Raw genomic sequence first — 23,437 nt, forward strand, 5'->3', positions numbered from 1 at the left:
GAACGAGCTGTTTTTTAAATTCGAATTAGGATGATGCCACCCAGCATGACGAGTAGACTGATGATCTGCACACCGGTGACCGGTTGTTTTTTTGCACCGAACCAACCGAAACGATCAATCAATAGGCTACCGGTCAGTAAGCCAATCGTGACGATGACGACAGCGAGTCCCGTACCGACGAGCGGAACGATGAAGGCATTGCCGGCAACGAACAATGCACCAATCAATCCCCCGATCCAGATCCAAGCAGGAAGTGGTTGTGCGCGATCAATTTGCCACTTCGTTCGTAGGATCAGATTCAAGAGCAATAAAGTGATCGTTCCGATGACGAACGAGATCAATGCACCTTTCACTGCTGACCCGAGAACACTTCCGAGATGACCATTGATGGCTGTTTGAGCTGCGCTCATCATTCCGGTCAGAACTCCGAGTACACGCCATATGAGTAACGAATTCCCTTGAGATTCTAGTCGTTTCTGACGACGTCGTGCCAAATAGTCACCGAGGGCGACGGTTCCGACCACACCGAGCAAAACAAGAATTGCTCCGATGACTCGTGTCAGTGAGAGTGTTGTAACGTTCGCCTCGAACAATCCGAAATGATCAATCAACAGCCCCATGACGACTTGACCGAAAATCGGCATGATGACCGTTTGAACACCTCCGAGGCGAGGAAACAACAATATGTTTCCGGTCAAATAGATGACGCCAAGCAGTCCCCCACCCCAAATCCAAAACGGTTCGTCGGCAGTAGCCGTGAGACCTGTGAGATCCCCATCGACGAGCAACACGAGAAGTAGTAAAAATAGTGAGCCGATCGAAAAAGAAATCAACGAAGCGAGGAACGGTGAACCGACGACGCCCCGTAGTCGTGTATTGACACTCGTTTGAACCGGTACGAGTAACCCAATGATGAATCCAATGATGATAGCAAGCATTCGAGGCCCTCCTTTTTCATGTGCTTCTCCATCATACGGTAGTCCCTCATCCTGAAGCGACAGGAATGCTCAAAAAAGAGCCGGTTCAACGACCGGCTCCTCGGGTTAGATTTTTTTCCACGACTTCGGATACGTCCGTAGTTCCTTTTTCGTTGGGTGCTCAGCATCGAACCGCTTTCCATTGCGTTCAAGCAGCGTATCAGATACAAGTAAAACGATCGCAAGGATGACATAGACGGCAAAACTTAGGAAAAACGGTAAATCGAATACGATGATCATCGGGAAGAATAATCCCATTAAGATGACGAAAAAGAAATCCGTTACGTACTGCCATTGAATGATTTTCTTCATCCGTGGTTCTTCTGTCAATGCCATATCACGTTCGACTTCTTGCGAGTGAATCCGCGCAATCCAGACCAATGCCACAAACAACAAAAATAGTGGCCAATACACGTCCCGATTGGCGACGACTAACAAGATGCTGACACCGTACAGTAATGAACTGTACAAGCGTGGTTTAACGAGTTGACGTTTTTCTTCCTGAATATAAGAGACTCGTTCCGCTTTTGTCTTCACCTATATCCCCCCCAAAACTGATGTGACGTCTTCTTTCAATTCGGTCGAACGGCGCGTGATCGTCCGATATACTCGACTTTATTCTGAAGTACACGATACATCCGATATTCCCCCGTTGGTGCGGACTTCAGCTGAACAGCAATTTGGTGACGCCGTGATTTTGATGATTCTGACGCTACGAAGTACGGTTTGACCGACGTGATGTTATCACGTCCAAACTGCTTCGTCACGTGTCGAACGACTTGCACTTCAACGATTTGCTCATAAGTCGCATCCCGTTCATCTGCAATCATCCACCACCCGATACCACTGATCAACAGTAGTAACAGAATCGCTCCCATCGTTTTTCGCATCCCGATCCCCCCGGTTCACTTGCCCTTACTTACTGTTTCAATTCGTGAACGAGGTTTTCCTGCTTCCGTCGGGTGACGAACCAAGCGATGCCTAGGACAAGCACTACCAAACCGGCAATGGTTCCAGCAATCGTCGGTACGTTGAAATAAAACGTTCCTGTATCATCAATCCGTGTCACGAACAATGTGGCGCCAACCCCACTGATCAGTCCGAAGATGACCCCGCTCCCAATGAACAAAAGCATTTGAACGAGTGTCAACTGACGGAGCTCGTTTCGTTTCAATGCAATCGTTCGTAACAAGGCATACTCGCCTCGTTTCCCACTTACGAAACTGAGTAAGGCATTGGCAAGTCCGAACCAGACCGAACCACTCATGACGACGAGCGCGATCAAGAAGACGAACCAGCGCTCCGTTGTTTGTTGCTCAGCGAGACGCAGGGCGTCAGATAATCGATTCACTTGCAGCGTCGGATAACTTTGAATGATTTCTGACAACTGTTGTGTGACCTTCGCTGTCTTTAACTCGGACGGAACGTTGATATAGACATGCAAGATTTGATCATCTGGTTGCCGTATCTGTTCATTCCGCCAATCGACGAGAACGTCTGGTGACACGCGTTTCTCGATTCCAACGATTCGGAATTGACCAAGCGAAACATCGCTTTCTTGCTCCCCGTCCCATCGCCCGAGTGGCAACGGATCCCCTTTTTGGAGACTATGTTTTTTCGCAAAGGTACGTGAAACGATGATTCCTTCTGTATCACTCGTCTGTTTTCTATCTAAGACGTCGAGGCGGCGATAGTCCGTCACCTCATATTCGATCGGGATATCTTCATCAGGCGATTGGTATTCGATAGAACTTCGAGACGACACGAAGGTCGCTTTTGCGCCAGGTAGGTCAGTTTCAATTTGTCGCATCAATTGCAGCGGATCTCCTTGTGTTCCCTCATCCAAGCGACTCTTCAAGACGACTTCTGTCGGGTATTGGCTGATGATGTACTTTCGCTCACTTTGTTGCACTGTCTCAAGAAACGTCGATCCGATGACGACGATGATCATCAACACTTGAACGATCAGCATCAACCAGGCATTTTTTCGTAGTTGTGGCAACACGCCCCGGAATGCGACGAAACTCGTCGGTCCCGCTAACCGTCGAACGATTGGTTCCGTTCGATGAAGAATCCCCTTCAAGAGAAGTGGTGTCGCAAGATACATCGACAGTAAAAAGGTAACGGTTGCACCGAGCCAAGCCATCGCCCGTGCCCCTTCCGTACTGGCAATCACTTCAGCGAATAAGATCAAGCAGGCAGTCAACCCACTACTAGCGAGGACGAGACGTTTTCGTCGCGTCGATCGTGACGCCGTTTTCAGATTATCTCGTAGGACGTGAAGCGGTAACACATCTCGTTTTCGGTAAGCTGTACTCGCGAGCAGCATCAAAATCAACAAGGCGCTTCCGAACGTGACGAGCATCAAGAATAAACGATGTTCGAGCAAGAGTGTGACGATCATCTTGCCTTCAGCCGGCCATAGAAGTTGACTTAGTAACGGTAAGCAAATCCCGACTAGAATCGCGAGTACCGTTCCCGCAAAGACAATCAAACCGGATTGAACGAGGAACAACTGAAACAGTTGTCGGGTCGTCGCCCCAAGCGTCCGCATGATTGCAAATTGGACGGTATGTTTGCGTAAATATAAATCGAAGTTTGCGATTAAGATCAAGCCAGAGACGACAAGAATCAACAATGACAAAATCCCGATGTAACCGTTTAGCGCTGGTGAAAGTGCTTGTCCTTCCGCAAGCTCAACACGGAGCTTCGGATTCGATTGGACGAGCGTATCGGCATAGCGTACGACATCCGTCCCTTCTTTCATATCGAGCAAAATTGCTTTGGTTTCGCTTGCGTGATGCTTCTGCAAATCAGCATATGAAAGCAGGACTTGATCGTGCGCGTTCTTTGATGTTTTAGTATCCGGTAGAATCTCGCGAATCTGATACGTTTCTTCCCCGACACGTAGCGCTTGCCCGACAGTACGGTCAAGCGACGTCGCGAGTCTAGCCGACAGGATTGCTTCTCCGCGGTTTAAATCGTTTGTGAAATGGTACCGACTTTTCGTTAACGCATCCGACTGAACACCAATCGTTTCGACGTCGGCCATCGTTTGACCAGAAATCCGCGCTGTCGTCTGTAAGATTAGCTCTGTGCGTAAGATACCTTTATCCTTCTTGAGTTGCTCAAGCAAGGTCTGTTCTGTCCGCTCGTCTTCAGGTGAATATTTAATTGTCAGATCGACTTGACCGTATGTCAGCTCTCGATCCGCTTCGATTGTTGCTTGATTGTGTAACAAAAAGATCACCATCGTTAAGACGAGACCGATTGAAATCATGACGCTTGCGATTGACGTCAATAAAATCATCGGACTTTTACGATACAGTCGATGCGCGAGTCGAAAGAGATGTTGTCGCTTCATATGACCCCCACGAATTGCTCATACGTTGCTAAAATTGGTGCCACGTCTCCTGTCGACAGCTGATCAGCGACGATTTGACCGTCATGGAAATAAAGTACCCGCTTCGCATGAGCAGCTACGGTCGCATCATGCGTCACGAGCAGGATACTCGTCTGTTGTTCGCGATTGAGCTCTTGCAATAACTGCATGATTTCAGCGGATGTCTTAAAATCGAGATTTCCTGTCGGTTCATCAGCTAAGATGATTGGCGGTCGACTTATCAAGGCACGGGCGATCGCCACCCGCTGTTGTTGTCCACCCGACAACTCTTGCGGTCGATGACCTTTCCACTTGGTCAGTCCGACACGCTTGAGCCAAGTTTCGACTTCTTGATTGATCGTTTGATCATCCATCCCTTTCAGCATCAACGGTAAGGCGATATTCTCATGGACCGTCAAGTCATCGAGTAAATGAAACGACTGAAAGATGAAGCCGATATGCTGTTGTCGGTATAGCGTGGCTGCGGGTTCAGTGAAAATGTCTCGTTGGCGTTTCCCCTTTAGCGTCAACGTTCCACCGGTTGGTGCGTCAAGCGCCCCTAAAATATTCAATAAGGTACTTTTTCCAGAGCCACTCGTACCCATGATGGCGATGAAGCCACCTTCTTCTAACATGAAGGAGACATGCTTTAGTGCTTCAATCGTCTCTGTTCCCCGTGTATAGCGTTTTGTTAATCGTTCGACTTCTAGTAAACTTTCCACTCAGACCCCTCCTGCAACATGATGTCATTACAATAACCAATATAAGGTTTTTTTAGATGTAAATATATAAAAACAGCTAATTCGAAAGTGTTTTTAAGGGAATAAAAGGAATTATACTGTTTGAATCGAAATAGTTCTAAATGGAAAAAGTAGAGCAAATACAATAGAGAGCGAGTGAACAGATGTTTTCTACGTTAGAGCACTACATTCAAGAACAAGTCGTTTCTCAGGCGGTCCCCGGATTTTCGTTAGCGATCATCAAAGATCAAGAAGTCATCTACTCCAATGGCTTTGGGGTAACACATCTCGAGGATGGCGGGGTTCCCGTCACAGCGAACACACTTTTTCGAATTGGTTCATTAAGTAAGCCGTTGACCGCAACTGCGATTATGATTCTTGTCGATCAGGGTAAGTTAGATTTAGATTTTCCTATTATCGAATACGTGCCGTTCTTTACTTTAAAAGACTTCGATGCTGCGCGTAAAATCACTCTTCGTATGCTACTAAGTCATACGTCTGGACTTCCTGACGGGACGGACATCGTCGGAAGTCGTAACGTCGACGCGCTCGAACAGTACGTTCGACATGACGTACCAGAGTTATCGATGATCGCTCCACCAGGTCTCCTCTTTTCGTACAGTAATCATGGATTTAATATCGCAGGGTACGTTGCGGAATACGTAACTCAAACCTATTTTCCAGAGCTCATGCAAGACCTTTTATTCAAACCGTTAGGCATGTCACGTACGCTCTACGACCCTCTCATGGCGATGACATACTCACTCGCGTTAGGTCATGAAAAAACAGAGACCGGCCACATCGTCGTCAGACCGTTTTATGAGAATGCGGCGAACTATCCTTCTTGGTTTGCGATGTCGACTGCAACCGACTATGCCAAGTTTCTCCTAATGCATCTGAACGCTACATCACTGCTGTCAGCAACAGCCATTCGCGAGATGCAGACACTACAAGTAAGTCGATACAATCTGCAGCAACTTGGATGTGGTCTATCGTTCATTACGGAAGACTACAAAGGAACACCGACCATTCGTCATGGTGGAGCGATCGGAACATACACGAGTTTCATGTTAGCTGCTCCAGAGCAAGAACTCGCTATCGTGACGCTCGCAAGCCAAGATTATGGAGTCGATCTCGCTTATGAGATTTTTGATCAGCTACTAAAGACCACACCCGACCACACAGAACCGAAAGTAATGATACCGAAGCCCGCTGATTGGGAGCGATATACAGGTTATTATCTAGGAAATCAAAGTGGGCTGGTACAAATCATTAGCGACGGTCAACAACTCAAGATACATCTGAACGGAACCGAGATGGTGCTGTATGCGCATCAGGATAATCTCTACTTCACTCAGGATACGGATGAAAATCCAATTGTGACAATCGGTTTTGTCGAGGATGAAAACGAGGACGTCCATTATATCGTTCTAAATGGACAAACCTGCAAACGGATTGAACAGGAACAGGTTACCCAACCAACAATCGATTGGTCTGCGGTCGAAGGAACCTATTCCAATGGTTCGATTTCTTTTGGACTTAAAGCCGTCAACAATCAACTTTTCCTGCTCGATGAAGATCAGGAATATGCCTGTCATCCCTTATTTGGTCCGTTTTTCTTTACGGAAGAACAGGGATTACTCGAAATAAGGGAGAACGAATACCGCAATATCTTGATTGTCCAAGGCAGTTGGGAGTTTGATCAACTTGGAATCGAATCGAGCCCTATCTAAGCCGATCGACCTTTACTCGTAAATACGAAAGGACCTCCTTACCGAATGATAAGGAGGTCCTGTTTACTGTCGGACATATTTGAGTGGAATCAAGTCCGCAATCCGGACTTTCGTCAATTGCTCGTCCAGATTCAAAAGGACGAAGGCATCTGGTGCATAATCAGAAATCAGTTCGCGACACATGCCACATGGACTGACGACACGGATAGTCCGGTCTTTCTCATCCGAATAAGGATGTCGCACGGCGACGATTGTCTCAAAATCCGACAATCCATCTGTGATGGCGGAACCAATCGTAATGGCTTCCGCGCAAACTGTTACACGCCCAATATAGGCTTCGACATGAACACCCGTTTTCGTCGTGCCATCTTTTGTCCGCAACGCAGCTGCGACGTGATGTTTATCGTCAGCATAGCGACTTTGAATCGTTTCGGTTGCTAGTTCGACCAATTGAAGGTCAGCTTCTGTAATGGGGTAGGTTTGCATGTCATACTCCTTAATTGTCTTTTTTCTTATAGGTTAAACCGATGAATTGTGCTTTTTCATTGAAGAGTCGGCGGTAGGATAAAAAACCGACGAGGACGGATGCCATCGCTGCCGTCGTCAAGATTAGGAACAAGATCAACAGTTGGTAGAGGACCGCTTCCATCGGATCCGCGCCACCAATGATCAACCCACTCATCATCCCTGGCAGTTGGACGAGCCCCATCGTTTTTTGCGCTTCGATCGTCGGAATCATACTCGTTCGGATCGCGCCTTTTAGGCTCGTATCGATCGCTGTCTTCGCATCTCCGCCAAGCGAGAGGATCAGTTCGATGACCTCGTCACTCCGTTCGACCTCGTCCTTGAACTTATTGAGAAACAATAAGGATAAGATCATACAGTTCCCGATGACCATCCCGCTAATTGGAATGACTTGCTGCGCTTCAAATGGAATGATTTGTAACCCGAGCAAAATGCCCATCGTCAATGTTTCAACCGCAATCAGTGTGAACAAGATGATCCACTGAATCCCGGGAATCCCATCACCTTTACGGATGACGTTCAGTGTCGCTGCACCGATCATCAACAGAATCATCAATAACATGAAAATTGGACTACCGCTTTCAAAGACGAACGTCAAAATATAACCGATGATTAAGAGTTGCACAATCGATCGAACGGTTGCGATGATGATATCCTTCTCTAAACCAAGCCGTAACGTCCGCGCTAAGACGAGGGGGATCAGAATGAAGATTAGCGAAGTTGCTAGTTGGAGGTAACTCATACCGATTCCCCCTTCAAGAATGCTTGCGTCTCTGCTTGACCACTTGAAGCAAGCTCTCTAAAAGCACCATATTCAATCAATCGCCCGTCCTTTAAAAACCAGACGTCGTCGCTGACCCGCTTCGCTTGCTCCAGGTCATGCGTAATCCAAATAATCGTCGTCTGCAACTCCTGCTGTAAATCAAGAATCAGCTTCTCAATCTCCTGCACCATCCGGTAATCAAGGCTTGCCGTGATTTCGTCGAGCAACAGGACATCTGGTCGATTGACGAGTGTCCGCGCAATCCCGAGTCGACTTCGTTCACCACCCGATAAGTCTTTGACCGGTCGATCGAGTTCGACTGATAGTTCGACTTGTTGCAACAACTTTTCTGCTTCTTCTCGAGGTAACGACTCCCCAAAGATCGATTTCGGTAAATTAATATTGTCATAGACAGTACCGGGAATCATCGGCGCACTTTGAAACGCCATCCCGATCCGTTTGCGAACATCGAGCAGATTCATTTGTTCAAGTGGTTCGCCTCGAAAACGAATTTCGCCACGATCGGGAGAAATAAGTCCGTTGATGTGTTTCAATGTTGTGGATTTTCCGGCACCACTCGGTCCAACAAGTGTCGTGATGACACCCTCCCGGAACTCACCAGTTAGTTCATGTAAGATATTTTGATAGCTGACATCGTGAAACGTAAGAATCGACATACTGTGTGTTCACCTGACTTTCTACAAATTTCGGGTAATGCTCCTGTAATGGTGTACCCGAAAATCTGTTACCTTAGTACGTCAAGCGACACTTCCTTACGCGTGGATGATCTCTCCAGCAAAATCATACGGTACCGTTCGACCAGCAAAGAGCGATTCTTTTGATGTTTCCGGTAGATTGAGATGTTTAAACGCTTCATCGCGGTCCATCCAGACGAGTCCAGAGATTTCTTCCGGGACATTCGTTTTTAACTGACCTGTCGTAATCTCACCCGCGAAGAAGAAAAACAGACAGTGTTCGCCCGCTTGCGGGAAGAATGCCTCTGCCACATGGACGATATCCCCTGGAATGATCGAGAAGCCTGTCTCCTCCAACACTTCGCGTGTAATTGCAGTATGTAGCGTTTCGTCACGCTCGACCGTACCGCCGGGCAGTGTGTAATAATCACCGTGTTCGCCACGGTTCTCGACCATCAATAATCGATTGCCTGTAGCGTTGAATAATGTCGCATAGACGATGTTTTTTCGTGTGTTCATGTTCATCCTCCTATCGTTTTGTACATCTGTCGCTCCGGATTAAGACCTTCTCTTCTTAACATCTTCGTCGTCTGATTGATCCAACTCATTTATCCAAGCTTCGATTTGACCTTCTAGGAATGTCAGCAACTCTCTCATTTCCACATCACTTGGTAAGAATGACACACCTGCTCTCGCATAAACCGCCTGAACCGAATGGGTTTGACTAAGCGCTAAAGCTGCAAGGAAGTCTTTCATCGTTTTGTCAGGATTTTGTGTAAAACGGTGATACAACTGAAGAGCAGCAATTTGGGCGATCGCATATTCAATGTAATAAAATGGCGTCTCAAAGAGATGAATGACACTCATCCATTCGAGTCCTTTCCAATCGGGCGCTTCCGACCAGTCGATGACGTCCGTATCGTACGTCTCCCGGAGACGAGCAAAAGAAGCTTGTCGTTCTTCCGGCAGGTGATCCGGGTAAGCATAGAGCCAGGACTGGAAACGATCAACGATAATCGTTTGTGGCAAAAACTCCACTATGGAACGGATCTGTTCGAGTTTCGCTCGGGCAACGTCTTTTTGATTTGGAATCACTTGGTGCCACTCGTTCATCGTCAACAGTTCAAGCGACATGGCGGCGAATTCCCCCACTTCGAGCGGAATCGGTTGAAGTCCGTCATACGTCTCTTTCATCGCATCATGATGAATGGCATGCCCCATCTCGTGCATGAAGATGACGAGATCATCAAAAGTCTGCATACGATTCATGAACAAGAACGATTGTCGTTCGACGGGTAAATACTCACAAAACCCACCACCGGCTTTATTCGATCGTGCATCGATATCGAGATAATCTGCTTGGCGCATTTCTTGTAACAGATCAGCAAAAGATGGATGAACGCTCTTTAGGATCGCTTGTGCCTTATCCAAAAATGAAGCGTCAGAACCGGTTACGTGATGATCAATCTGCGTATAGGCTGATTGCCGGACGTCCCACGGATGGAGCACCTGTTTGCCAAGAAACGTTTGTTGTTCGAGCAGAAATAGCTGTTTAACCGGTCGAAAATATGTTTGAATGATGCTGGCGTAATGATCGACATCCTTACTTGTATAATCGATACGTCCGAGCTCCGCAAAAGCCAATTCTTCGTATCCCGCCTGATGACTTGCAGAAGCACGCACTTGTCGCAAGTCGACGAGTTGTGAAAATAATCGTTGAATAATAGATGCATTCGTCCAGAACGCTTCTTCAATCGATAAGAATGCCTGTTTCCGCGTCGGTTCATCCGCATCAAATAAGTCGCCATAGAGATCAGAAACCGCTTCTCCCGTTCGTGTCAGCATCGTTGCCTCAATCCGGAGATACTCTTGGATGAGACGCGCTTCCTCTTCCGTCACACGCGTCGCTCTGAGTGATTGTTCAAAGCGTGCAAGCGTTCGAAGCGGGACGTCGTCGTGTTCGATCAAATCCATTTTTACCAAACGCCTTAGCGTATCGAGTTTGCCTGATAGCTGCTGACGTCCTTGTTCGTATGTATTAGTTGCGTCCGAGTCTGTCACGTCCTCGAGATACGTAATTTTTTGTTTGAGCAACGTCTCTTCGATTTGGAGAATCGAAGCGATTTGGCGCGTAACATCCTCATCATAATAAAAAACATCGTTTACAGGTGACTGAGATTTCATCGACGTGTGTCACATCTCCTTTCGACTTATTTCAGTATACAGTTTATTCCATCCATATGATTGATTTACATATCAATGACTATTATATTATCTTTTTTGACTATTATCGTTGTCAAAAAGACTATGATAAGTTACATTATATAGGAGGTGAATCCCCATATGAAATCCCGCTTAAAAGAATTACGTGCTCGTCACGGATGGAATCAGTCTGAACTGGCACGGCGTGCGAATATTTCGCGTCAGACGATCAGCTTAATCGAGCGCGAAGAATTCATGCCGTCGCTATTAATTGCTGTCAAAATTTCTCGTGTGTTTGAAACGCCGTTAGAAGACATCTTTTATTTCGATGAGGAGGAATTAATGTGAAAAAGGAAGCTATCAAAGTCATCATCGCAGGACTACTCGGTTTCGTTAGTAGTTATATCGTCATGTTTGTCCTCAAACGTACCGATTTGTCACAGTTTGAACTATCGCTCTATCTTGATTACATATTCACTGGTCTTTTCGTTGTTTTGACGGTTCTTACCCTCAGTTATATCGTGCGCTATTTGCAAATTCGTCGATTGACTCGACACCCTGTTTCTTCAGACGACGAGGATGCGATTGACGGTCAAGTGAATCGATACTATGCGGATGGCATGATGATAGTTCAGGTTTCAACTCTTCTTAGCATCGGTCTCGCATCTTTTAGCATCATCGAAAATCATTTCGGACTTCATTTATTACTAAGTGGACTCTTTTTCATCATCAGTAGTTTTGCATCCTATTATTATCTTAATCTTATGCGTCACATCTATCCAAACCGTGATTTCCCAAAGTACTCGGAAACAAACTATGTCAAAAAGCTATTTGCCGCCTCAGATGACGGAGAACGCCACGTCATGTTAGAAGGTCTCATTCCTTCACAATCTTCGTTGCAACTCCTATTGATGGGTGTCATCGTCGTATTAGTCATTTATTCGTATGAAACCGGACAGTCTCAGATCTTCGCAATCAGTTTATTGATTATCGCCTTGATTTGGAGCAACGCGAAATATTTCCTTTATGTACGCAATCGCTAAAAAGGAGCATCCAGTCAATCGACCGGATGCTCCTTGACATGCCTTCAAAAATCACGATGATTTTGTTGCTGATGGACGTCGTGCTGGTTCAGCGTATACTCCTGATCGTCGAGCGAACGATGTTTCGACTGACTGCGCGCTGAAATGAACCAGACGACTCCACCGACGGCGAGAAAAATAGCAATGAAGATCATAGACACCCTCCTTTAGATTCCTTTTTTACTTTATTCTTCCAACACTCTTGATTTTCCTTTACGATGAGATAGAAGATTCAAATATATAGGGGGCGATAGGATGTTTGGTAAAGAACCAACATGCATTCATTGTGGCAAAACGATCGAAGGAAACGAAAAAGTCTACATTCAAATGCGTTATCCAAAACATCGTGGGATGACGGAAGTAAAAGCTTACTTAAAAAGCGAAGGGCGTTTCATCTGTGAAAAATGCTTCGCTGAAAAGACGGAGTCAAAGGAGTAAGCACCCATGAACTTAAACGAGAGTACGGTTTTGATTACAGGGATGACTGGGACGCTTGGCTCACGTGTCGCACGTCGCGTCCTAAAAGAAGCGCGTGAAGTTCGAGGACTCTATCGTTCACAGGAACAAGCGAATCAAGATTCATTAAATGACGTGATTCCAATCATCGGTGAGCTTGGTAATCCGGTTTCGCTTCTTGCAGCATTACAAGGCGTTGATCTGTTGATTCATTGCGCTGCCTACCTTGGAGATGATGCCGACTTAGCGCATGAAGCAAACGTCACAGGTGTGAAACATCTCGCCGATGCTGCGACAAAAGCTGGTGTCAAGCGCATCATACATATCTCGACGACTTCCGTTTACGGGGAAGTGGTGCGTGGACACTTTACAGAAACATCACCGTTACCAGCATCAAAACATGTCTACATCCACACGAAGCAAGAATCCGAGCGACTGTTACAAGAGCATACGCCACAGTCTGAATTGGTCATCCTACGACCAGGATCGATTTGTGCCGAGGCACAATCCTACTGGGGAGATCGACAAGTCGAGCGGATGAAAGCGGCAGACCTCATTACTTGGGTACACCCAGAAGACGTCGTTCCTTGGGTCCACACGGATAACCTAGCCGAGATGATTGTTCTTGCTGCGACAAATGCGCAGGACGGGGATATCTTCAATGCGATCGATGCCAATCTGCCAGAAGCAGAATTTCGCATGAAATTGATTGTAGCGAGTGGCAAACCGGTTCAAACACCAGACCGTTCAGCGGAACAAGCGACATTTTCGAACGATCGGATCAAACAACTCGGGTATGTTCCGATTCGTACTCCTGAATCCACTGTTGAACATCTAGTCAAGTCGTTTTAATAACAAAAGAGGCATTGAATCGAATGATTCAGTGCCTCTTTCTTATGATCATCTTGCCAACATCCACTTGATCCAGAGATTCCGGTCGTGTACTTGTAGTTCCTTTATCGTTAAAAGGACTTGTTCTGTTCCAAGCACTCGTTCCGCTTCAGGTATACCATCTTTCCCGAGTGAGCGATCCAGATTAAATTTCAGCCAGTCCAACTTCCCTTGTACACTGATGTCAATGACGTATATCCAGTCAACGATAGGCAAAGATTGTTCTGTTTGATAGCCGTCAAAGAAAGCAGAAAATCGATCAGAGTCCAATGTATCATCTCCACGTTTCGACCAATAACAGGCGGTTTCAAATGCGTCGACTGCGCGATGGATCAACCCAGCAGACTCCCAGTCGATCAAGACCGGACCATTCATTGTCCAGAGAACATTTTTCGGATCGAGATCACGATGGCTGACGATCCAATCTGTAGGTAGTTGCAGTCTCGCTTCTTGTGCTAATCGCTCCAGTCGTTGCAGCTGTTCCTGCTCATCCATGAGTATATAAAGCCATTCTGATTGCTGTCGCTTCCCTTCTTCTATGTAACCGTTCCAATCGATTGGCACACTGGAGGTATCTGGCTTTGAAAAGCCAGTCGTCGCCATAGAAAGACCGTGTAACCGTCCTAATTGAACTCCGATATGTCGTGCATGTATCGGTCGAATTTGTTCAGTTGATAACGTCTTGCCATCGACCCAATCAAACAAAAGGTAATCAGAGCCGTCAATCGTCTGCACCGCTTGATCGTTGACGCAGCGTGCTGGTAATGCTTCTAAGTAAAGCGACGCTTGCATCGCAACGTCTTCAGACAACTTAAAGTTGTTTCGTGCTTCAGGACGTCGCATGATTTCTGGATTTAATCGCTTTAAGACGTAAGATTCTGTCGTTGTCCGAAGTTGCCACGTCTCGTGCAAAAGACCACCCGTCAATCGGACAGGTTCACTGATCGATTGTCCTACTGAAAATCGTTCACAAATCAAATCTAATGCTAGTTGCATCATATTCTCCATTTCGATTACTCCTACTGATCCGTGAAATGCTACACTAGTTTTGCATGATTTCATTGAACAGGAAGGAAGGTTTTAGTATGAAACAAATTCACCACATCTGTATTCAGACGACGGATTACGTCGCATCTAAACAATTTTATGAACAGCTTGGCTTCTCACTCGTTCAGGAATCGCCAGGGTTTCATGACCGCGCCTTTAACAGTTGGTTACGTCTCGGTGACTTCTATATCGAGTTACAAACACCAAAATCCGGTCAACCGTTCACCGATTACACGAAACAAGCGGCGGGTCCCGTCCACTTCGCCCTTTATGTTGACGACTTGCAAGAGGAAGTAACACGACTGGAACAACTCGGTATGCCATTTTTACCGAAACACGGTGGCAACATCTATTTCGTCGTCGATGGATATCTGAGTAAATTAAAAGCACCGGAAGGAACGATCATTGAATTGCGCGATACATTTGCGATTGAGAGCTAAATTTTCCAAATATTATTTTTCTGATTTTAAATCGTTAATTGAAATAGGAATGGATGACTCTATCCATTCCTATTTCCCGTTCGTTTCATATGTATTCTGCTTCAGTCAACTTCCCTTACATCTTTCACATCTTTCGATTTACATAAAGTAATGCGACTGGAAAGAACAGAACTTGTCCGCCTATTGCTAGTAACAAAGCAAGCTGAATATCTTGAATGATCGACAGATTAACGAGAACCAAGATCAAAAAAAGATATCCGATACTTACGAGATAAGCGATATGTCCACTACGGATTTTAATCGTTCCTTGACGCTCATCATACGGATCCGTTGGCGAGAATACCGTTCCTGTGATACGTGACGTGACACCTGCTAGAATCATGATGGTTCCGAGAGTTTTTGCCGCAGGATCCGTCATCGTTAAGTACATACCTACTCCTATTAATAGGATATCTAGTAACACATTGACTCGTTTCATTGTGCTCCCTCCTCGTTCGTTCGATTCGGTGTAAAAATGTCTTCGATTCGCCGATCAAACAAATCAGCCAGTGCAAAAGCGAGGTCGAGTGACGGATTGTACCGCTCTTTTTCGATGGAAATGACCGTCTGACGCGACACATGCAATCGTTTTGCCAGTTCGCCTTGCGACCAGCCTCGACCTTCGCGCATCTCCTTGACCTTATTTTTCATGGTTCCACCTCGCTTATTCCACTATATGTAAATAACGCATTACCTGTCAAGTTTCCTTTACACTCACTTTAACCGCTCCCACATGATATACCGATCGTCGCTCCCAATCTGAATCAATCCCGCTTTTTCGAGCACCCGGATCGATGCTTGATTCGTCAAATCCGTCTTTGCCAGTACAGCCTTCACTTCGGTTTCGTCGAACACCCAATCAATCAATGCTCGGACGGCTTCCGTCGCAAAACCTCGATTGTGAAACGCTGGTAACAATCCATAACCAATTTCGATTGCTTGTCGCGAGTCTGGTTTCCCTTTAAATCCAATGTCGCCGACTACCTGCCCGTCTTTTGTCATGACGAGCCAGCTTCCCCAGTACAGCATCGATGGATCTGACGCGAGTAACGTCAAGTGATGCTGAACTTCAGGTCCGTTCTCGTATTGCTGTTGTTGTAAACGCGTTACGTCCTTCGCTGTGCACGGATGAACCGTCAATCGTTCTGTTTGAAGGGTTACCATCGCTTTCTCTCCTTTTTCATTACGTCTGCCACCACTGTTGTAGATAACGTTGAACATACCAACAGACGATAAAAAAACTCGTTGCACCGAGTATACTGTAAAACACAGGAATCCCTAAGCGAATGAGCCAATACAAGACAGCTAGCAATAAAAATGTCGCCGGTAACCCGAGTAACACACTCTTTAAAAATGTACTGAGCTCGGTCCGTTCACTTCCTTGTTTGACGAGCCAGGCGAAACTGATCAGACTAACGACCGGCAACGCGGACAATACGCCACCTAGGGACGGTGAACGACGGGCGACTTCGGTAACGAGACCGATGACCACTGCGCTTGACAATACCTTAACGAGAAAAGCAATCATCTGCAGCCTCCCGCAATAATCGAAACGCCTGTTCAATCGTCTGTTGGTCTGTTTTTGTCATCGTAGCAAGCACTCGATTCAACCGTTCAGGATCAAGTTCTGTATGACGCCGAACGACTGCGTCTCCGTCGTTTGTTAAACCAATCGTTACTTGACGTTGATCTTCCGGATTCCGTTTTTTTTCGATATAACCTAATTTCTCCAACTTTTTGACGTGCTCGGACGTCGTATTATGTGAGAGGCGAAATGCCTCTGCAATCTCCTTGATCGTCGGATTCGTCGTAAATTGAATGTGTTGAAGAATACGTACACTCTGGTGAGATAGATTTTCCTCGAATCTTGGATGTAGTTGATAATAGATTTTTGCAAAGTCAGATGAAATCATTATGCTCCTCCTTATATCGTATAAAACGAATATATCGTAAATTACGATATATTAATAGAGAAAGAGGTGTATTTCATGAAAAACATGTCAGCGACTATAGGAATAGTTGCGCTTTGTCTCAGCGGATGCCAACCGGAAACCACGGCTTCGACGACGGACCTGATCGCCGCTGAAGTCATTGAACAAGATCAGGACGTCATCCGCTTGAACGATCGCATTTACCGACTAGACCAGGTAGTAACCGTCTCGAATCTCTCCTTAACACCTGGTCCACGTATCAAAAAATAGCAGCCGAAAAGACACTCCAGGACAGCATGGCGAATCGACATAAGAGCGGCACCGTCATCTATCAAGAAAAAGATGATACGATGTTTCTATATGTGCAGCGAAACAAGACCTGGTATCGCTATCAATCCATTCCTAAAGGATGAGGAGGAAGACAGATGCAGTATCCAACGACATTTGGCACGAAAAATGGCTACATCCACAATCCAACTTCCGCTGAAGCGATTCCTGTCCGTTATCATACCGTGATTCGAAACGTCGTCGCCTATGTACAAACCTTATCCGCATTTCATGGAGTATACTTGTATGGCAGCGTTGCAAAAGGAACGGCGCGTCCCTTTAAATCCGATCTCGATTTTACACTGATTTTGACAGAACCGTTGACGGAAGAAGAACACATGCAGTTAGATGAACGGACGGAACATTGGTTGACGAACTATCCATTCGTCACCAAAATCGATTATGACATCGGTCTGCTTGGCGACGTCATACGGGATGACGAAGCACTTCGCTGGGGCGTCTGGTTGAAATCCATCAACTTATTTCTTGCAGGTGAAAATCTACAATCTCGATTTCCGTCCCTTCGTCCGTCACGTGCTCTTGGCTTCGCGTTAAACGGTGGGCTATGCGCGCAGTTGAGGTCTGATCTATCACGTCTAGAGAAGGGGCAAGTCACCTTGCTTGATTCGGATTCGATCGTAAAACGGATTGTTCGGAGCACCTATCACCTCATCTTAGAGGAAGATCAAAGCTTCGTGCATGACCTAGAGACACTCCGTTCGATTCTGCTTCATTATTTTCCTGACGAACCCCGTCTTTTATCACTGTTCGCCGCTTACGATACACAACAGATCGTTTCGCAAGAGGACGTCCGCTACTTTGTAGACTGGTTCACGTCTCGAATGCCGGACGAATCAATCCTTTAATCGGAACAACCCTGTCCACAGTCCAGCATGACCAAATAATGCCTCTGGATTGTCGACGGGTTTCATCTCCGTTAGTTCGATCACGTCGAACGCATCAAATATGGCAAGTAATCGCTCTTTCGTATAACCGAGTCCACCTTGGAGACTGTTCTCTTGATAAACTTCCCAGTCCGTCAACGTCGCCCCACCAAGCGGACCGCCCGCAACAAAACACGTCAATCCAAAATATCCACCTGGTCGTAACATCTCCTTCAGTCGCGTCAAGTACGTCAAACGTCGATGTGGCGCCATATGGTGAAAACAGCCGGAATCGTAAATGAAATCATATGTATTCTGTTCCGTCGTCTCTAGAAAATCTTGCTTTCGAAACGCAACATGCGCTCCAGTCTGATGCGCTTGTTCCGTTGCCCATTCTAACGCGGTTGCTGAAAGATCTAGTCCTGTCACCGAGAAACCGTGTGTTGCGAGATAGATCGCATTTCGCCCCGGTCCTGTTCCAAGGTCTAGTGCATCCCCCGATGAGATCCAGTCCTGTTCGACGTAGCGAACTAAGTTCTCATCAGGAATGTTCTTAAAAAACGGGACCGGTTTCGTTCGATCTTCATAAAACTTGTCCCAAAACGGTCCTGGTTCACGCAGTCGCGCATCGAGCATCTTTAAAATATCTTCCATCGTATCAATCGTCTGTGTTTCTGTCATTGATCATTTCCCCCTCTTTTCTTCTATAATATTGTATTCGCTTTCCCTCCCTTATTCTCCTGTATTTCCTGGATGAAAATGCTCCGTTTTTCTTACCTTACGATATTGTTAGTATGTTCTCGAAATCGCTCATGCTACACTAGCCTTTAATTGAAACAACCATTCAAAAGGGAGATATCTTGCATGCGTCAACATCCGACTTCCACTTTTACCTTAGCAACGGATGAGAAGATCATCCGCTTGATTCAAGGTCTTCATCAAATGCACCATTCACCTATGAAAGCTACCCATTATCAAAAGTTAGCGGCTCAACTTCCTTACCCCTCTCTTGAAGAGATCAATGCACGATTCGGCTCGTGGGCACACCTGTTAGAGAAAGCAGGCATCGTCAAGGCTTCTCACTTATCGACGAAAGAGCGGATGACGTTGAATCGCCCGGCTGCGGTCAAACGAACGAAACGGTGGTCGATCGAGGAGAGCGTCGCCTTTTATGTCGCACAAAAAGGAACGAACATGACGATTCGCTCCTACACGGAATTACGAGATTTGCACCCAGAGATGTTAAGTGCCAATACGATCATTCGTCGGTTCGGCACGTGGAAAAATGCTTTAGCACACTTCGACCTCACCTCGAACGGTTTCTTCACTGACCAAGACTGCCTAGAAGCACTCAAACAAGCTGCAGAAACACATGGACCACTACTGACGAGTCAGCAGTACGCCAAGTGGGCACGTGCGCACCAAGCTCCTTCACTGACATTATTAATTGAACGTTTTTCCAGTTGGCGCGAAGCTTTGCGTCGCCTTGATAGCGAATGAAAAGGATCGTGCCCGCTGATCATTTCGACGGGACACGATCCTTTTTGATTATTGTTCTTGCAACCGTAGCAGTTCATGATCCTCTCCTTCAGCGCATTTACTTAACGTATAGATTACCTCTTGCTTCACGATCGCTTTATCGAGTTGCTGACAGACTTCATTCTTTCGATCGTCGTCTGTTGAACCGAACTGATCACGTGATGCATCAGACGAATACTGATACGTCTTGCCGTCATACTCGACGTCATACAAAATCGGATCTCCCTCGGTCGTGTAGGCTGTGATGCGAATCTGATCTGATTTTCCTTGCTTCGACTTCTTCAAAAAAGACTCGAATCGGTCGCTGTTCTCAACACCCTTCTGGACGATGATGTCGCCGTTCTCCTTTGCCTCTTCCATCGTATACTTTCCACACCCTACTAAAAATAGGATACATAAAGCTAAACCGATCTTCCGCACCAAAACATCGACTCCTTCTTACTGTTTCGTCAATAGGTGATCCAGGCGATACAGTTGCGACGTGAAACCTTTCTTCATTCCCATGCCGAGCACTTCTTGTACGGCTGCCTCTGTTTCGTAAGTCGATTCAAAAACGATCAAGGTCGTTTCTCCACGGTCAATGAATGTCGTGACATTCTCACTACCTGGTAAATGTTCAGAGATAGCTCCTGACGCGTCGGAGAAGTAATCGGCATGACTATAGGTGTTCGGGGCATCGATATGTCTAAAAATCGCTTTCCCCCATGACTCCATGCTATAAAAATCACCTTGTGCAGGATCGACACACCGCATGCAATAATGCCAAACGCCATCCGGTTTAAACTCGAACGTCTTGATCGTCGTCTCCCAGCCTTCTGGTCCCCACCAGGCTTCGAGTTGGTCTTTTTCCGTGAACGCAGAAAAAACGATATTTCGCGGTGCCTCACAAATCCATTCCATCCGTAGCACCTTACCATCAATTGATGTCTTCAGTTCCTTTTTCATTCGTCTCGTCTCCCTTCGCGGATGATTGCATCCGCTGCAAATGTTCATCTAGACGATGCATGCGTGCTTCCATCTGAGCCAAAGTGTTACTCCACATGACGAGTTCTCGAAAAGCTTCTGGGCGAAGGCTATACAAGCGGCGATTCGCCTGTCGTTCAACAGTGATTAGTTCCGCGTCAAGCAACAGCTTTAAGTGCTTCGAGGTTTGCGGTTGGCGTAAGTGTAGTTGTTCAGCTAACTCATTGACAGAGCGAGGACCATTTCGTAATGCTTCGATGAGTTGTAGTCGTGTCGCATCGCCGAGTGCTGAAAATCGTGCAGACATCCGCTCGTTCATATCCGTTCACCTCTTTATTTTATATATTCCCATTTCAGAATATTCTAAACAATGAATATTTGATAATGCAAATTGATTGTCAGAGGCGCTAAAATGACGTACGTTCTAGACAACCTGTATGAAAAGAGCGTGAACCAATGAAGACCGAATGGATGGAAGCATTTCTCGTCACTGCGGAGACCGGGAGCCTGACGAAAGCAAGTGAAGTACTGCATATGACACAACCAGCATTAAGTAAACAAATCAAGAGTCTTGAGAGTGCGCTCGAAGTCTCGCTGTTACATCGATCAGCACATGGTGTCACGTTGACACCCGCAGGCGAAATCGTATTTGAAGAGAGTCGTGAACTGCTTGACCGAATTGATCAGATGAAACGGCGGATTGGTACGATCGACGAACGGACGACTTTAACGCTCGGATCATGGCCGAGCGTCGCGATGACATATTTACCGCGTCACGTCTCGCGTCAGGCGACGGCACCTGACCTCAAGTTGAAGACGGCTCATACGACAATCGATTTGATGCAAGGTCTTGAAGAACGCCGATACGATGCTGTTTTACTCGACGATCGTCATCATGTCCATCCGTATCATACGACACATTTGTATACGGAGAACTTTTTGCTTTATGTGCATCAAGACGATGAACGATTCACGAACTGTACGTCGGTTTCGTTTGATCAAATTCGAGATGCCTCTTTCTTATCGCTCCCGATTGATTGCGATTCGACGAACATTTTAAAAGACGCGTTCATCGAACGAGGTGCCGTCTATCAGGCAGAAAATGAGATGGAATTCGGGTCAAGCGTCCTCGGTTTCATCCGCGCCGGGCTTGGCATCGCCATGTTACCGGAGATTTTTCAAGATGGACTATCACCTGAAATCAAGACGTTACCGGTCGATGGGTTTGATGTCGTTCGTGAATTGTCGCTCGTCTCACGAGATGCTTCCCATCACGCCACCCTGCTTGACTTACTCGGTCAGTCGCGCTGAAGATGCACTTGTAGTTCATTCCTTAAGTCATCGACCTGCTCTTGCGAAATCGCCGAATCCGGTGTCTCGCCGTACCGGACGAGATGATAGATTGACGGATCGAGCGTGACATCAATCCGTTGTAACCATTCGCCGACCGTCTCTTCAGAGCGGCGGCGTTTTTGTCGTGTCAGCTGCCGATCGAACATTTGCAAAAGCCGGCGAATCTCTGACTCAGATTCTTCCCCGACAAGTGTTTGTTTCGTCAAACGCTTTGGAGTAAACAGCGGCGGTGGATCCATTAAATCATCGACTACATTCTCTCGTTTGTGTCGTTTTCGCCAACGCTTCAAGAAGTAACGTACACTGAAAAAGATAATCAGTAGTATGACAAGACCGACGACACCGTAAAAGGTAGCAACTCCTAATGCGTCTTTATCCGCAAATCCCCTGCTTTGGATATCCATTTTTTGTTTGGTCGGTGCCCCTTCTTCTTTTCCCCCTCCATCAACTATGAATCGGGCTTGATAGGTTGCCGGATCATAAAAGAAATAGCGGTAAACTTCCGTACCGACCAGTTGAATCGCTAAAAGACTCACGAGTGCTATACATAATGTCACAACTAAACCACGTTTCATCCCATCCCTCCTTTTCAATATTTTACCATCTATACTCTAGTACGGAATGATTTTTCTTTCTTTTCAGTCAATTTTTCATTAGAGTAAATGGTGACTCTCATTTAAAGGACGTGACCTCATGTATCTTCCAAGTTTTTCGTTAACGAATCAGACATTTCTCATCACAGGAGCTGGGCGAGGTATCGGGCGTGCGCTCGCCATTGGGATGGCAGAAGCCGGTGCCGACATCATTCTCGTCGCCCGGACGGAACAGGATTTGAAGGAGACGGCACAAGAAATCGAACGACTCGGTCGAACGGCTTACATCTTCCCGTGTGACATCACTGACCGAAAACAAGTCGTCGAGACGGTAGCTCGAGCTTATGAACAAGTACCGCAGATCGATGGGCTCGTCAACAACGCTGGAATGAACATTCGCTCAAAGGCACTCGATGTAACGGAAGACGAGTGGGAAACGATCCAACAGACCAATCTGAAATCCGCCTTCTTCTTTGCTCAAGAAATCGGGAAACGGATGCAAGATACAGGTGGAAGTATTCTCAATATCGCCTCGGTCGCGGGGCACGTCGCCTTACGAACCGGCGTCGTATATGCGACGACGAAAGCAGCGATGATTCAGATGACGAAAGTACTGGCACTTGAATGGGGACCACGAAACATTCGTGTCAATGCGATCGGACCATGGTATTTTAAGACGCCGCTAACGGAACCCTTACTAAAAGATCCTACATACCTGCAAGAGATCGTCGACGTGACACCACTCGGTCGGGTCGGTGAATTAGAAGAGCTCGTTGGTCCAGCTGTCTTCTTATCGTCTGCAGCTGCCCGTTACGTGACGGGACAAACGCTTTATGTCGATGGCGGGATGACGATTAAAGGTTTTTAAAGACAAA

The 23,437-nt window shown here is 46.5% G+C and carries 33 protein-coding genes; 11 read left to right on the forward strand and 22 right to left on the reverse strand.

Going from position 1 to position 23,437, the window contains the following annotated elements; all coding sequences use genetic code 11:
• Positions 1-14: 14 nt before the first annotated feature.
• The 5 genes from K6T22_RS08950 to K6T22_RS08970 all read right to left on the reverse strand — a co-directional run bounded on the left by K6T22_RS08950 (position 15) and on the right by K6T22_RS08970 (position 5,081).
• Positions 15-938 (reverse strand): DMT family transporter, encoded by a 924-nt coding sequence (locus K6T22_RS08950; RefSeq protein ID WP_238236407.1) that lies wholly within the window; start codon positions 936-938, stop codon positions 15-17.
• Positions 939-1,043: 105 nt separating this feature from the next.
• Complete coding sequence (locus K6T22_RS08955; protein WP_238236408.1) at positions 1,044-1,514, reverse strand: hypothetical protein; 471 nt, start codon at positions 1,512-1,514, stop codon at positions 1,044-1,046.
• 35 nt (positions 1,515-1,549) lie between these two features.
• Positions 1,550-1,867 carry a hypothetical protein gene (locus tag K6T22_RS08960; protein ID WP_238236409.1) on the reverse strand — a complete coding sequence of 106 codons (318 nt, stop codon included), beginning with the start codon at positions 1,865-1,867 and terminating at the stop codon, positions 1,550-1,552.
• 29 nt (positions 1,868-1,896) lie between these two features.
• A complete protein-coding gene (locus tag K6T22_RS08965) occupies positions 1,897-4,341 on the reverse strand; it encodes an ABC transporter permease (RefSeq protein WP_238236413.1) in 2,445 nt (814 codons plus the stop codon).
• Complete coding sequence (locus tag K6T22_RS08970; protein WP_238236414.1) at positions 4,338-5,081, reverse strand: ABC transporter ATP-binding protein; 744 nt, start codon at positions 5,079-5,081, stop codon at positions 4,338-4,340. Before K6T22_RS08970 ends, K6T22_RS08965 begins: the two co-directional genes overlap by 4 nt.
• A 182-nt stretch (positions 5,082-5,263) precedes the next feature.
• On the opposite strand from K6T22_RS08970, the gene K6T22_RS08975 reads away from it, so the two are divergent.
• Positions 5,264-6,832: a serine hydrolase domain-containing protein gene (locus tag K6T22_RS08975; protein ID WP_238236415.1), complete on the forward strand. Its 1,569-nt coding sequence runs from the start codon at positions 5,264-5,266 to the stop codon at positions 6,830-6,832.
• A gap of 63 nt (positions 6,833-6,895) precedes the next feature.
• Here K6T22_RS08975 and K6T22_RS08980 read toward each other — a convergent pair whose 3' ends face one another.
• The 5 genes from K6T22_RS08980 to K6T22_RS09000 form a co-directional block, all read right to left on the reverse strand.
• Positions 6,896-7,318, reverse strand: coding sequence for a cytidine deaminase (locus K6T22_RS08980; protein WP_238236417.1), 423 nt, complete (start codon positions 7,316-7,318; stop codon positions 6,896-6,898).
• 10 nt (positions 7,319-7,328) lie between these two features.
• Positions 7,329-8,099, reverse strand: a complete 771-nt coding sequence (locus K6T22_RS08985) for an ABC transporter permease (RefSeq protein ID WP_238236421.1) — start codon at positions 8,097-8,099, stop codon at positions 7,329-7,331.
• Positions 8,096-8,797 (reverse strand): ABC transporter ATP-binding protein, encoded by a 702-nt coding sequence (locus tag K6T22_RS08990; RefSeq protein WP_238236423.1) that lies wholly within the window; start codon positions 8,795-8,797, stop codon positions 8,096-8,098. Before K6T22_RS08990 ends, K6T22_RS08985 begins: the two co-directional genes overlap by 4 nt.
• A 96-nt stretch (positions 8,798-8,893) precedes the next feature.
• The gene (locus K6T22_RS08995) at positions 8,894-9,334 is read right to left on the reverse strand and encodes an NUDIX domain-containing protein (RefSeq protein WP_238236425.1); all 441 of its coding nucleotides are present in this window, start codon (positions 9,332-9,334) and stop codon (positions 8,894-8,896) included.
• 39 nt (positions 9,335-9,373) lie between these two features.
• Positions 9,374-10,999 (reverse strand): M3 family metallopeptidase, encoded by a 1,626-nt coding sequence (locus K6T22_RS09000; RefSeq protein ID WP_238236428.1) that lies wholly within the window; start codon positions 10,997-10,999, stop codon positions 9,374-9,376.
• A 159-nt stretch (positions 11,000-11,158) separates the two neighbouring features.
• On the opposite strand from K6T22_RS09000, the gene K6T22_RS09005 reads away from it, so the two are divergent.
• Both K6T22_RS09005 and K6T22_RS09010 read left to right on the forward strand, forming a co-directional pair.
• On the forward strand, positions 11,159-11,365 hold the full coding sequence (locus K6T22_RS09005; RefSeq protein WP_238236431.1) for a helix-turn-helix transcriptional regulator: 207 nt from the start codon (positions 11,159-11,161) through the stop codon (positions 11,363-11,365).
• Positions 11,362-12,060: a DUF3169 family protein gene (locus K6T22_RS09010; RefSeq protein WP_238236435.1), complete on the forward strand. Its 699-nt coding sequence runs from the start codon at positions 11,362-11,364 to the stop codon at positions 12,058-12,060. Before K6T22_RS09005 ends, K6T22_RS09010 begins: the two co-directional genes overlap by 4 nt.
• A gap of 44 nt (positions 12,061-12,104) precedes the next feature.
• Here the strand turns inward: K6T22_RS09010 and K6T22_RS09015 are convergent, their stop codons facing one another.
• A complete protein-coding gene (locus tag K6T22_RS09015; RefSeq protein ID WP_023468457.1) occupies positions 12,105-12,254 on the reverse strand; it encodes a hypothetical protein in 150 nt (49 codons plus the stop codon).
• Positions 12,255-12,354: 100 nt separating this feature from the next.
• On the opposite strand from K6T22_RS09015, the gene K6T22_RS09020 reads away from it, so the two are divergent.
• Together K6T22_RS09020 and K6T22_RS09025 are read left to right on the forward strand one after the other, a co-directional pair.
• Complete coding sequence (locus tag K6T22_RS09020) at positions 12,355-12,537, forward strand: hypothetical protein (RefSeq protein WP_035407678.1); 183 nt, start codon at positions 12,355-12,357, stop codon at positions 12,535-12,537.
• A 6-nt stretch (positions 12,538-12,543) separates the two neighbouring features.
• Positions 12,544-13,407: an NAD-dependent epimerase/dehydratase family protein gene (locus K6T22_RS09025; RefSeq protein WP_238236436.1), complete on the forward strand. Its 864-nt coding sequence runs from the start codon at positions 12,544-12,546 to the stop codon at positions 13,405-13,407.
• 48 nt (positions 13,408-13,455) lie between these two features.
• Here the strand turns inward: K6T22_RS09025 and K6T22_RS09030 are convergent, their stop codons facing one another.
• Entirely contained in the window at positions 13,456-14,454 is a 999-nt protein-coding gene (locus K6T22_RS09030; RefSeq protein WP_238236438.1) for a phosphotransferase, read from the reverse strand.
• 77 nt (positions 14,455-14,531) lie between these two features.
• On the opposite strand from K6T22_RS09030, the gene K6T22_RS09035 reads away from it, so the two are divergent.
• Entirely contained in the window at positions 14,532-14,933 is a 402-nt protein-coding gene (locus K6T22_RS09035) for a VOC family protein (RefSeq protein ID WP_238236440.1), read from the forward strand.
• A gap of 124 nt (positions 14,934-15,057) precedes the next feature.
• On the opposite strand, the gene K6T22_RS09040 is transcribed toward K6T22_RS09035, so the two are convergent.
• The 5 genes from K6T22_RS09040 to K6T22_RS09060 all read right to left on the reverse strand — a co-directional run bounded on the left by K6T22_RS09040 (position 15,058) and on the right by K6T22_RS09060 (position 16,885).
• Positions 15,058-15,411, reverse strand: a complete 354-nt coding sequence (locus K6T22_RS09040; protein WP_238236442.1) for a hypothetical protein — start codon at positions 15,409-15,411, stop codon at positions 15,058-15,060.
• The gene (locus tag K6T22_RS09045; protein WP_238236444.1) at positions 15,408-15,623 is read right to left on the reverse strand and encodes a helix-turn-helix transcriptional regulator; all 216 of its coding nucleotides are present in this window, start codon (positions 15,621-15,623) and stop codon (positions 15,408-15,410) included. Before K6T22_RS09045 ends, K6T22_RS09040 begins: the two co-directional genes overlap by 4 nt.
• A 63-nt stretch (positions 15,624-15,686) precedes the next feature.
• On the reverse strand, positions 15,687-16,136 hold the full coding sequence (locus K6T22_RS09050) for a GNAT family N-acetyltransferase (RefSeq protein WP_238236446.1): 450 nt from the start codon (positions 16,134-16,136) through the stop codon (positions 15,687-15,689).
• A 19-nt stretch (positions 16,137-16,155) separates the two neighbouring features.
• A complete protein-coding gene (locus K6T22_RS09055; protein ID WP_238236451.1) occupies positions 16,156-16,500 on the reverse strand; it encodes a DUF3147 family protein in 345 nt (114 codons plus the stop codon).
• Positions 16,481-16,885, reverse strand: coding sequence for a MarR family winged helix-turn-helix transcriptional regulator (locus K6T22_RS09060; protein WP_238236454.1), 405 nt, complete (start codon positions 16,883-16,885; stop codon positions 16,481-16,483). Before K6T22_RS09060 ends, K6T22_RS09055 begins: the two co-directional genes overlap by 20 nt.
• 75 nt (positions 16,886-16,960) lie before the next feature.
• Between K6T22_RS09060 and K6T22_RS09065 the strand changes: the two genes are divergently transcribed.
• Together K6T22_RS09065 and K6T22_RS09070 are read left to right on the forward strand one after the other, a co-directional pair.
• Entirely contained in the window at positions 16,961-17,173 is a 213-nt protein-coding gene (locus tag K6T22_RS09065; RefSeq protein WP_238236457.1) for a hypothetical protein, read from the forward strand.
• A gap of 155 nt (positions 17,174-17,328) precedes the next feature.
• The gene (locus tag K6T22_RS09070; protein WP_238236458.1) at positions 17,329-18,096 is read left to right on the forward strand and encodes a nucleotidyltransferase domain-containing protein; all 768 of its coding nucleotides are present in this window, start codon (positions 17,329-17,331) and stop codon (positions 18,094-18,096) included.
• Here the strand turns inward: K6T22_RS09070 and K6T22_RS09075 are convergent.
• Complete coding sequence (locus K6T22_RS09075) at positions 18,085-18,795, reverse strand: class I SAM-dependent methyltransferase (protein WP_238236460.1); 711 nt, start codon at positions 18,793-18,795, stop codon at positions 18,085-18,087. The two genes, K6T22_RS09070 and K6T22_RS09075, sit on opposite strands and share 12 nt — an antisense overlap.
• Before the next feature lie 183 nt (positions 18,796-18,978).
• On the opposite strand from K6T22_RS09075, the gene K6T22_RS09080 reads away from it, so the two are divergent.
• The gene (locus tag K6T22_RS09080) at positions 18,979-19,614 is read left to right on the forward strand and encodes a homing endonuclease associated repeat-containing protein (protein ID WP_238236462.1); all 636 of its coding nucleotides are present in this window, start codon (positions 18,979-18,981) and stop codon (positions 19,612-19,614) included.
• 48 nt (positions 19,615-19,662) lie between these two features.
• On the opposite strand, the gene K6T22_RS09085 is transcribed toward K6T22_RS09080, so the two are convergent.
• The 3 genes from K6T22_RS09085 to K6T22_RS09095 are packed head-to-tail and all read right to left on the reverse strand — an operon-like array spanning position 19,663 to position 20,935.
• Positions 19,663-20,073, reverse strand: coding sequence for a DUF4362 domain-containing protein (locus tag K6T22_RS09085; protein ID WP_238236463.1), 411 nt, complete (start codon positions 20,071-20,073; stop codon positions 19,663-19,665).
• A gap of 18 nt (positions 20,074-20,091) precedes the next feature.
• On the reverse strand, positions 20,092-20,598 hold the full coding sequence (locus K6T22_RS09090) for an SRPBCC family protein (protein ID WP_238236465.1): 507 nt from the start codon (positions 20,596-20,598) through the stop codon (positions 20,092-20,094).
• On the reverse strand, positions 20,570-20,935 hold the full coding sequence (locus K6T22_RS09095) for an ArsR/SmtB family transcription factor (protein WP_238236473.1): 366 nt from the start codon (positions 20,933-20,935) through the stop codon (positions 20,570-20,572). Before K6T22_RS09095 ends, K6T22_RS09090 begins: the two co-directional genes overlap by 29 nt.
• A 137-nt stretch (positions 20,936-21,072) precedes the next feature.
• Here K6T22_RS09095 and K6T22_RS09100 point away from each other — a divergent pair, with 137 nt between their 5' ends.
• Complete coding sequence (locus tag K6T22_RS09100; protein WP_238236475.1) at positions 21,073-21,927, forward strand: LysR family transcriptional regulator; 855 nt, start codon at positions 21,073-21,075, stop codon at positions 21,925-21,927.
• On the opposite strand, the gene K6T22_RS09105 is transcribed toward K6T22_RS09100, so the two are convergent.
• Positions 21,915-22,544, reverse strand: coding sequence for a hypothetical protein (locus K6T22_RS09105; RefSeq protein WP_238236477.1), 630 nt, complete (start codon positions 22,542-22,544; stop codon positions 21,915-21,917). The genes K6T22_RS09100 and K6T22_RS09105 overlap by 13 nt on opposite strands.
• Before the next feature lie 118 nt (positions 22,545-22,662).
• Here K6T22_RS09105 and K6T22_RS09110 point away from each other — a divergent pair, with 118 nt between their 5' ends.
• Positions 22,663-23,430, forward strand: a complete 768-nt coding sequence (locus K6T22_RS09110) for an SDR family NAD(P)-dependent oxidoreductase (protein ID WP_238236479.1) — start codon at positions 22,663-22,665, stop codon at positions 23,428-23,430.
• The last annotated feature ends 7 nt before the right edge of the window (positions 23,431-23,437 follow it).

Origin of the sequence: Exiguobacterium acetylicum, assembly GCF_022170825.1 — a bacterium.
Taxonomy (GTDB): domain Bacteria; phylum Bacillota; class Bacilli; order Exiguobacteriales; family Exiguobacteriaceae; genus Exiguobacterium_A; species Exiguobacterium_A acetylicum_B.